This window comes from Pauljensenia sp. UMB3104 (assembly GCF_030217285.1).
Classification (GTDB): domain Bacteria; phylum Actinomycetota; class Actinomycetes; order Actinomycetales; family Actinomycetaceae; genus Pauljensenia.
Map to the genome: position 1 here is coordinate 57,805 of NZ_JASONN010000013.1, position 8,831 is coordinate 66,635.

At 64.4% G+C, this 8,831-nt stretch carries 9 protein-coding genes; 6 read left to right on the forward strand and 3 right to left on the reverse strand.

All coding sequences use genetic code 11. The annotated features are described in order from the left end of the window. The gene (locus tag QP415_RS07510; RefSeq protein WP_285099589.1) at positions 1–669 is read right to left on the reverse strand and encodes a hypothetical protein; all 669 of its coding nucleotides are present in this window, start codon (positions 667–669) and stop codon (positions 1–3) included. A 59-nt stretch (positions 670–728) separates the two neighbouring features. Further along, the gene (locus QP415_RS07515) at positions 729–1,442 is read right to left on the reverse strand and encodes a DUF2510 domain-containing protein (protein WP_285099590.1); all 714 of its coding nucleotides are present in this window, start codon (positions 1,440–1,442) and stop codon (positions 729–731) included. Between the two features lie 110 nt (positions 1,443–1,552). Here QP415_RS07515 and QP415_RS07520 point away from each other — a divergent pair, with 110 nt between their 5' ends. The 3 genes from QP415_RS07520 to QP415_RS07530 all read left to right on the forward strand — a co-directional run bounded on the left by QP415_RS07520 (position 1,553) and on the right by QP415_RS07530 (position 4,208). Beyond that, on the forward strand, positions 1,553–3,127 hold the full coding sequence (locus QP415_RS07520) for an aspartate:alanine exchanger family transporter (protein ID WP_034474828.1): 1,575 nt from the start codon (positions 1,553–1,555) through the stop codon (positions 3,125–3,127). Positions 3,128–3,145: 18 nt separating this feature from the next. Continuing rightward, positions 3,146–3,667, forward strand: a complete 522-nt coding sequence (locus tag QP415_RS07525; protein ID WP_016460448.1) for an NUDIX domain-containing protein — start codon at positions 3,146–3,148, stop codon at positions 3,665–3,667. A 109-nt stretch (positions 3,668–3,776) separates the two neighbouring features. Next, on the forward strand, positions 3,777–4,208 hold the full coding sequence (locus QP415_RS07530; RefSeq protein WP_016460447.1) for an Ohr family peroxiredoxin: 432 nt from the start codon (positions 3,777–3,779) through the stop codon (positions 4,206–4,208). Positions 4,209–4,443: 235 nt separating this feature from the next. Here QP415_RS07530 and QP415_RS07535 read toward each other — a convergent pair whose 3' ends face one another. Further along, complete coding sequence (locus QP415_RS07535) at positions 4,444–5,748, reverse strand: M18 family aminopeptidase (RefSeq protein WP_285099591.1); 1,305 nt, start codon at positions 5,746–5,748, stop codon at positions 4,444–4,446. 47 nt (positions 5,749–5,795) lie between these two features. Here QP415_RS07535 and QP415_RS07540 point away from each other — a divergent pair, with 47 nt between their 5' ends. From QP415_RS07540 to QP415_RS07550, 3 genes are all read left to right on the forward strand, one after another. Then, a complete protein-coding gene (locus QP415_RS07540) occupies positions 5,796–6,635 on the forward strand; it encodes an aldo/keto reductase (RefSeq protein WP_285099592.1) in 840 nt (279 codons plus the stop codon). A gap of 695 nt (positions 6,636–7,330) precedes the next feature. Then, positions 7,331–8,515: a DNA cytosine methyltransferase gene (locus QP415_RS07545; RefSeq protein ID WP_016460444.1), complete on the forward strand. Its 1,185-nt coding sequence runs from the start codon at positions 7,331–7,333 to the stop codon at positions 8,513–8,515. Continuing rightward, complete coding sequence (locus QP415_RS07550) at positions 8,515–8,760, forward strand: Eco29kI family restriction endonuclease (RefSeq protein ID WP_285099593.1); 246 nt, start codon at positions 8,515–8,517, stop codon at positions 8,758–8,760. Before QP415_RS07545 ends, QP415_RS07550 begins: the two co-directional genes overlap by 1 nt. The last annotated feature ends 71 nt before the right edge of the window (positions 8,761–8,831 follow it).

The following is an 8,831-nucleotide window of genomic DNA, read 5'->3' on the forward strand; positions in this document are numbered from 1 at the left end:
TCAGACCCCGCTGGGCCAGATGCTCACAGCGCGGACGATGCAGGATCCCGAGTCGAAGGAAGGCAACGGTACAGTCGATGTCAGCGAGGCTGATCCGCCCGCGGGGACGGTGACCGTCTGCTTGTCCGAGGGCTGATAACCCTTGATGGTAGAGCTGGGGACGAGGTAGAACTCGACGCCGACATCGTACGCTGAGAGGCCAGCCAAGTTCGCTCCGGTAATGGATACGGATCCGGTGATTGTTACCGAGGATGCCCCCGCAGAGCAGGAGGGGGTGTCTTGCTTGATCATATCCTGCGATGCGTCTTTCGCATACGCCTCGATAAAGTTCTTCTTCTGCGGGCAAATGTGGCCGATGGCCTCGCGGCGCGTCGCCGTCAGGTTCGTGTATTCTCGCGCCTTCAGGTCAAGCGAGGTGAAATCTGCATTCGCGCTCGTCAGCCCGTCACACCACGCCTGAGCTTCCTTCTTGTTGGTCTCCTCTGCGATCTTGGTGCGAGTCGTCGCCGTCTCGGTCTCCGTTTCCTTGGCCTGATCACGCATGGACTGGGCGTCGCTCTGCGCCTGTCGGGCGGCCTGATGGGTGGAACGCGCACCGAGTCCCAGGCCAACCGACAGGATCAGAAAGAGGATGGCGAGGCAGGCGCCGATGATCGTCAGAACTTTCATGCCGCTGTGGGACCCTGAAGCCTGTCGCGTGGGTGCTTGCGCGGGGGTGGGAACGTAACTCACTTCTGCAACTCCTCAAGTTCCTTCTGGGCCTGATCAAGCTCTTGTTGTGCCTGGTTGAGCTGGGCCTGAGCGTCGTCACGTTCGCTGACCGCGGGTGCGAGCTCCGCACGTGCGTGGCTGTAGGAGGTGCCCGCGATGATCGTCGTCACTGCGAAAACGACGACGGCCACCCACGCTGCGACTGTCGCGATCTTCCAGCGCGAGGAGGTCTGAGAGTCCTTGGTCTGTCCGGCCTTCTTATCCCGCGCGTCCTTCTTTGGCTGGTCGAACTTGGGTTCGGAGCCGTAGGGATTCGAGGAGACGGTCGGTGCCTGCTTGTTGGACGGCAGGTGGGGGCCCTTCTGGGTGTTCGTCTGCTGTGCGCCGCCGCCCTGTGCGATGCCAGCCTGAGCGCTGGTGGCAGCTCCCTGCTGCGGCATACCCTGCTGGGGGAAACCCTGTTGCGGCATACCCTGCTGGGGTCCACCTTGCTGTGGGAAGCCCTGCTGTGAGAAGTTCTGTGGCGCGCCCTGCTGGGGGCCGCCCTGTTGCGGGAAGCCTTGCTGCATGCCCTGCTGGGGGAAGCCCTGCTGAGGCATGGCCTGCTGAGGCATGGCCTGGCGCTGGGTGGGCATCGGCTGGTACTGCTCGGTCCACATGCCACCGTTCCACCAGCGCAGGCGGGGAGAGCCTGCGGGGTCTGGATACCATCCGGGTGCTGGTTGAGACATGACCGTCCTTTCAGTTTCTCGCATCAGTGTAGCCAATCCGTGAGCTTCATAACGTGCGTAGTTATCCACTCTCCCTGATCGTGTTCGGGATGACAGGTACTCTGAAAGGTATGGCCTCTCTTTTCACGTCTTCGCCCCTGCTCGCGCTCTTTGTCGTTGTTGCGTTGGGTGCGGCGATCGGGGCCATCCGGATCGGCCCGCTGCGCTTCGGTGCGGCCGGCGCGCTCTTCGTCGGCCTCATCGTCTCGGCGGTCCACCCCGAGGTCGTGAGCACGCACATGTCGATCGTCCAGCCGATGGGCCTGGCCTTCTTCGTGTATTGCGTCGGCATCTCTGCGGGAGCGACCTTCTTCCAGGATTTGCGCAAGCAGACGAACCTCCTCGCGCTGACGACGATCGTGTGTATTGTCGGCGCGGCTATCGCGCTCGCGGGCGGACGTCTCCTCGGCCTGTCGTCCGGCCTGACCTCGGGCCTGTTCACGGGCGCCCTCACCGCCGCGCCTGCCCTCGATACGGCCACGCGTCTCACGGGGGACGCAAATGCCGCGGTCGGCTACGCCTTCGGTTATCCGGTTGGCGTCATCGGTGGCATCCTCATCGTGACCCTCACGGTGACGAGGAAGTGGCTGGGTCCCAAGGACACGCCTTCCCTGGCGGGCGCGTCCCTTGAGGCCGTCAGTGTGCACGTGACCAAGCAGATCAACACCCGTGATATTGCAGCGTGGCGTGAGCAGCGTGTGCGCCTGTCCTACCTGCGACGTGATGGCCGCACGCGCGTCATCGCCCCCGGCGAGGACCTGCTGCCCGGCGACCACGTCGTCATGGTCGGCGATCCCACGTCGATCAAGGACACAGCACCCCTCGTCGGTGAGATCCTCGACCACAACCTCGAGGATGATCGCTCCGACCTGGCATTCGAGCGCATCGTCGTGTCTAACCCTGACGTCGCGGGCCGCAGCGTCTCCGAGCTCAACGTCACCAAGCGCTTCGGCGCCGTCATCACGCGCGTGCGCCGAGGCGACCTGGACCTCCTGGCCCGCGACGACCTCGACCTCCAGCTCGGCGACCACGTCGCGGTCGTCGTCCCCACGGAGGAGCTCGACGACATCGCCGAGTGGCTCGGCGATTCCGAGCGCCGCGTCGCCGAGGTTGACGGCATGGCCTTTGGCATCGGCCTCGTTTTGGGCCTGCTTCTGGGCATCGTGTCCTTCCCGCTGCCGGGCGGCCAGGGCTTCCAGCTGGGTGCCGCCGCTGGTCCGCTGATCGTCGGCATGCTGCTCGGCGCGCTGCGCCGCACCGGCCCGCTCGTGTGGACCCTGCCCGCCGCCGCGAACCTGACGATTCGCCAGATCGGCCTCATGCTCTTCCTCGCGGCCCTCGGCCTGAACGCCGGCCCGCAGTTCGCGAGCCTGCTCGGCAGCCCCGACGGCTGGAGCGCCGCCCTCCTCGCCGCCGTCATGGTCGTTGTGTGCTGCGGCCTCCAGGCGATTGGTGCGAAGTTCATCGGCCTGTCGGCGCCTCGTGCAGCCGGTGGCGTCGCGGGCTTCCTCGGCCAGCCGGCCGTCCTGCAGGCCGCCGATGCCCGCGTGACCGACGAGCGCATCGAGGCCGCCTACGCGACCCTCTTCGCCTTCGCGATCATCGTCAAGATCCTGCTCCTGCCGATCATTACGTCCTTCCTGTGAGCGCCGTAGACTAGAGCCATGGCTACCCCCGACTTCGTCCTCGAGCTGCGCCGACACGTCGGTCACGCGCCCCTGTGGATGCCCGGCACGACCGTCGTCATCCTGCGCCCCGCCGCGGGCTGTGCGCCCATCGACTGGGAACGTCCCATCGCGCCCGAGGCCGTCGACATCCTGTGCGTGCGCCGCTCGGACAACGGAGCATGGACCCCCGTGACCGGCATCGTCGACCCCGGCGAGGAACCCGCGATCGCCGCCGCGCGCGAGGCCTTGGAGGAAGCCGACGTTCGCATCGAGGTGCGCCGCCTCCTCTCCGTCGAGGTTGTCGGCCCCGTCACCTACTACAACGGCGACGTCACCACCTACCTGGACGTCGCCTTCGCAGCGCAGTGGGTGAGTGGTGACCCCAACCCCGCAGACGGCGAAAACAGCGAGACTGCGTTCTTCCGCGGAGACCAGCTCCCGCCCATGAACGACCGCTTCCGCCGCGCCGTCGCCAAAGCCCTGAGCGCCCGCCCCGACGCGGACTTCCTGACCGCCTGAGGTCGCGTTTCCTGCTGGCTTGCCCCGGCCTTGTCCTTGAGCGCGCGGAACTACTTGTCTTTGTGTCAAACCCCTTGCGGGACTGAAGTCCTAGTGGTGGAATAGGGGCATGAATACACCTAGCAAGATCGCATACTCCGTCACCGCCGACTCCACGGGCGGCCGCGCCGGCACATCCTCCGTCCCCGCACTCGGCATCACCCACGTCATGCGCGCCCCCAAGGAACTGGGCGGCCCCGGCGACGGCGCCAACCCCGAAGCCCTCTTCGCCATGGGCTACGGCGCCTGCTTCCAGGGCGCCATGGGGCTGGCCGCCAAGGAACTGGGCATCGACACCACCGACTCCCTCGTGCGCACCACGATCGGGCTGGGCCCCGAAGGCGACTCCTTCGCCCTGACCGCCGACATCGAGGTTGTCATCCCCGGCGTCGAGCTCGACCGCGCCCAGGCCCTCGTCGACCGCGCCCACGAGCTGTGCCCCTACTCCAAGGCCACGCGCGGCAACGTGCCCGTCACCGTCACCGCGGTTGCCTCCCTCTGAGGAAACGCCTGACAGACGCAAGAATCCCGGCCTCGTCGACTGATTGACGAGGCCGGGATTTCTTCATGCGCTCAGGCACCCTGCTGCGGGTGCCGCGCGCACGGCTTCACCCTTCGGGTTCGCCGGGCGCGGGCGATCCGGGCGCTCATGCGCTCACGCGCCGCGCTGCGGGTGCCGCGCGCACGGCTTCACCCTTCGGGCTCACCGCGCGCGGGCGATCCGGGCGCTCATGCGCTCACGCGCCGCGCCAGTACGCCTCGAGCACCTGGGAGAGCGTGAGGAGGTCATCCACGTGGCTCATCTCGCGCGCCGAGTGCATCGACAGCAGGCCCACGCCCACGTCCACCGTCAGGATCCCCAGGCGGGTCGCCGTGATCGGGCCGATCGTCGTGCCGCACGGCATCGCGTTGTTGCCCACGAAGCTCTGCGACACCGCTCCCGCCGCCGCGCACGCGCGATTCCACAGGGCAATGCCCTCGCCGTCCGTCGCGTAACGCTGCTTCGAGTTGATCTTCAGGACCGGGCCGCGACCCATCACCGGACGGTTATCCGGATCGTGATGATCCGCGTAGTTCGGGTGCACTGAATGCGCCGCATCCGCGCTCACGCACGACGAGGCCGCAAGCATGCGCTCAAAGCCATCCTCATCGCGACCCAGCGCCGTCGCCGTGCGACGCAGCACCGTCTCCAGGATCGGGCCAGCCGCGCCCGTGCGCGAGCCGGAACCCACCTCCTCGTGGTCGAAGCACATGAACACCGTGACGTCGCCGCTCTCCGGGGTCCCCTGCGCCGCGAGACGCTCCAGGGCCACCAGGCCCGGGTGCACGCTCGACAGGTTGTCCTGGCGCGACGCCGCGATGAACTGGCCCTTGTCACCAAAGAAACCCGGTCCCTGGCTGGGCGTGAGGATCAGGTCGAAGGCCGCGACCTGCGACGCGTCATCCAGGCCAGCCGTGCGCGCCACGTACTCCAGCACGTTGCCGTACGGGTTATCCACCGTCCACACCGGGTGCAGGTGCTTCTGCGGATCCAGCTTCAAACCAACCGGATTCACCTCACGATCCAGGTGAATCGCCAGCTGCGGAATACGCGCAATCGGACCCGTGCGAGCCAGAACGACCTCGCCATTCGCCAGGATCAGGCGTCCTGCCAGCGTCAGCTCGCGATCCAGCCACGAGTTCCACATCATGCCGCCGTACACCTCGACGTCAATCTGGCCCCAGCCATCCGGCGTCGTCGACTGCACCGACGGCTTCACCGACAGCGCCGGCGAATCCGTGTGTGCACCCACGATACGGAAGCCCGCGTCGTCGGTGACCGTCTCGGGCACGAACCACGCGGCCACCGCGCCACCGCGCACCATCACGTGACCGCCCGGGGACGCATCCCACGCGCCCTTCTCGTCGACGCGCGTAAAGCCAGCGTCCACCAGGCGCTGCGCCACGACCTCGGCCGCGTGATAGGGAGTCGGAGAATCAAGAAGGAAATGCTGATAGTCCACCGCGTTCGCGTGGACCTCGTCCAATTCAAGCTGTGCCATACCTCCCATGGTAGAACTCTCAGCGAGGCCCGGCCTACGATTGACACATGAGTGAGATCCCCGCATACACCCTGAACGACGGCCTGGACGTCCCCGCGATCGCACTGGGGACCTACAACCTGCGCGGTGCCTCGGGCGTGTCCGCGATGGTTTCTGGTGTCGACGCCGGATACCGCATGCTGGACAGCGCCTTCAACTACGAAAACGAAGGTGCCCTGGGTGCCGCCGTCCGTCGCTGCGGCGTTCCCCGCGAGGACCTGCGCCTCGTCTCCAAACTCCCCGGACGCCACCAGCGCTACGACGAGGCCGTCTATACCGTCGAGGAATCCCTCATGCGCGCCGGCCTGGACTACTGGGACATGTACCTGATCCACTGGCCCAACCCCAAGCGCGGCCTGTACGTCGAGGCCTTCCAAGCCCTGCTGGACGCGCGCGACCGTGGCCTCATTCGATCCGTCGGCGTCTGCAACTTCCTGCCCGACCACCTCGACCGCGTGCACGCCGAGACCGGCGAATACCCGAGCGTCAATCAGATTGAGCTGCACCCCTACTTCCCGCAGGCCTCCGCGCTTGAGTACCACGCGCGCATCGGCGTGCTCACCGAGTCCTGGAGCCCGCTGGGCCGCAAGTGGCGCATCGTCGAAGACCCCGCCATCGTTGCCCTGGCCTCCGAGGTCGGCGTGTCCCCGTCGCGCCTCATCCTGCGCTGGCACTACCAGCTCGGCGCGCTGCCCCTGCCCAAGTCCGGTAACCCCGAGCGTCAGCGCGAGAACCTCGACATCTTCTCGTTCTCGCTGTCTGACGAGCAGATGGCGGCGATCAGCGCGCTCGGCCGCCCCGACGGCCGCCAGGCCGACCAGAACCCGGAGTACTACGAGGAGTTCTGAGGCTTCTCTGTTCGGTGGTGCTTGTGGCTCCGCTGGTGTTCCGGGTGCCGGATGGCCCGGCCGCCCGCGAGGCTAGGCGTCCTCACTTCGTTCGGCGCCGCGCCTCGAAGCCCGCCCGTGCCCTCCGGTCCCTCCGGCGCCCTCCACACCGGCGCGACCCCAATGTCGCACGTAATTTCCCTGTGGCTTCTTCGCTCCATGAATTTGCATCGTTGCAATTGCAATGTTTGTGGGCGGTCTCCAAAAGTGACCGCGGGAAATTATGTGCGACTTTTGTGTGGCTCTAGCCCTGCCGCCGCCCGGGGGCATCAGAAATCTCTCGCATGAAACCGGTGTCACCTTTGCTCTCTCGTATGTGAGTGGCATTGAAACCGCCATCGCCTTTGCGGGTGAGAAACGGGTGATTTTGATCCAGTTGTCGGGCGCAGAGGTGCCGCCGGTTTCATTCGGACGAGCGAAGGAGTCAGCAGTGGTGTTGGTGGTTTCATTGAGTGATTGTGAACTTACGGGTTCTGGCACTGCAGCGGCTAAACCGATGAGGGCTGCTGTCGTGCATGCTGTGAGATCCTAGCTTTCTTGAAGAGCTGGATAACCTAGATGCAAAGTGCTCGCTCGAATCAGGACCTTGCTCGATCCCACAGCTGACCCCGTGCGTGAAGTACGCAGTTGTAGGTGGATACTGGGACAATGATCGTATGAGAAGCGTCGAACTGTTTGCTGGTGGCGGTGGTCTCCTACTGGGAACCCACCTCGCGGGTTTTTCTACGGAGCTTGTAGCCGAGTGGAATGCGTGGTGCTGCCAAACCCTCCGGCTGAACAGGGACCGAGGACTCCCTATCGTTTCTGGCATCGACGTTCGCGAGGGCGACGTGCGTGATGTCGATTGGACATCGCTTGGTGAAGGTATCGACCTTGTGAGCGGTGGACCTCCGTGTCAGCCGTTTTCGCTGGGCGGAAAAGCTATGGCTGCTGATGATCCGCGCGATATGTTTCCAGCAACTGCTGAGGTCATTCGGCAGATGAAACCACGAGCGTTCCTCATCGAAAACGTTCGTGGACTCACGCGCTCCTCATTCTCGGACTATTTTTCGTATATCAAGCTGCGTCTTGCGCATCCTGAGCTGGTTGCGCGCGAGGGTGAAGCGTGGCAGGAACACTATGCCCGTCTGCAATCCGAGCACACTTCCGTGCGATCGGATCTGCAGTACCGTGTTCTTACGAAGCTTGTTAATGCGGCAGACTACGGGGTGCCGCAGCAGCGGTGGCGCGTATTCTTTGTTGGTTTCAGAACAGATGTTGATGCTGAATGGCATTTTCCAAAGCCAACACATAGTGCGGCATCATTGCGAGCAATCCAGGAGTCAGGAGAGTATTGGGAGCGCTGGAACGTCCCTATGCGTCAGCGCCGAATCGAGGTGCGTGGACGTGCTGAAGCTGATGAGGCACTTCCCTGGGTGACGGTACGGGATGTGCTCGCCGGACTTCCTACGCCGCGTGAACAAGGGAGCCCCCGGTTCCTAAATCATGTGCTGCAGAAGGGAGCGCGTGCTTACCCGGGACATACCGGATCGTATATCGATTCGCCATCAAAGGCTCTCAAGGCGGGCGTGCATGGTGTTCCCGGCGGTGAAAACATGGTGCGTTACGCCGATGGGCGAGTTCGCTACTTCACCGTTCGTGAAGCGGCACGTATTCAGACATTTCCTGATGACTACCAGTTGGATGGCCCTTGGACTGAGGCTATGCGTCAGCTAGGTAATGCTGTTCCGGTCCGCCTTGCAGAGGTTGTGGCCAGCTCTGTGCGCAGCCACTTGACGTTGGCTGCAGAACGTGACCATGCGGATGTTGTTGCTAACAGTCAGAAAGCGAGTGTTGGTTGATGGAACCGTTTAACCCCCTTGCGATGGAGAATCTTGCCGAGTCAATCGTGCACGCGCTTCATCTCCAAGACCCGGTCCCGCTTGCGTTGGTGCCAGAATTTGATGGCGCTGGCGTGTACGCCCTGTACTATCACGGGAAATTCCCTGCGTATAAGGCGCTTGCTGCTGTTAACGCGGAGAAGCTTATAGAGCCGATCTACATCGGAAAGGCTTCTCCGAGCGGTGCTCGAAAAGGAATTGAGTAGTGTCCCGCATAGTGGTGTAACCGTGTGGTGGTCGGCCCGTTTGATATGGGTGCGGTCACCGTGTGATCCTT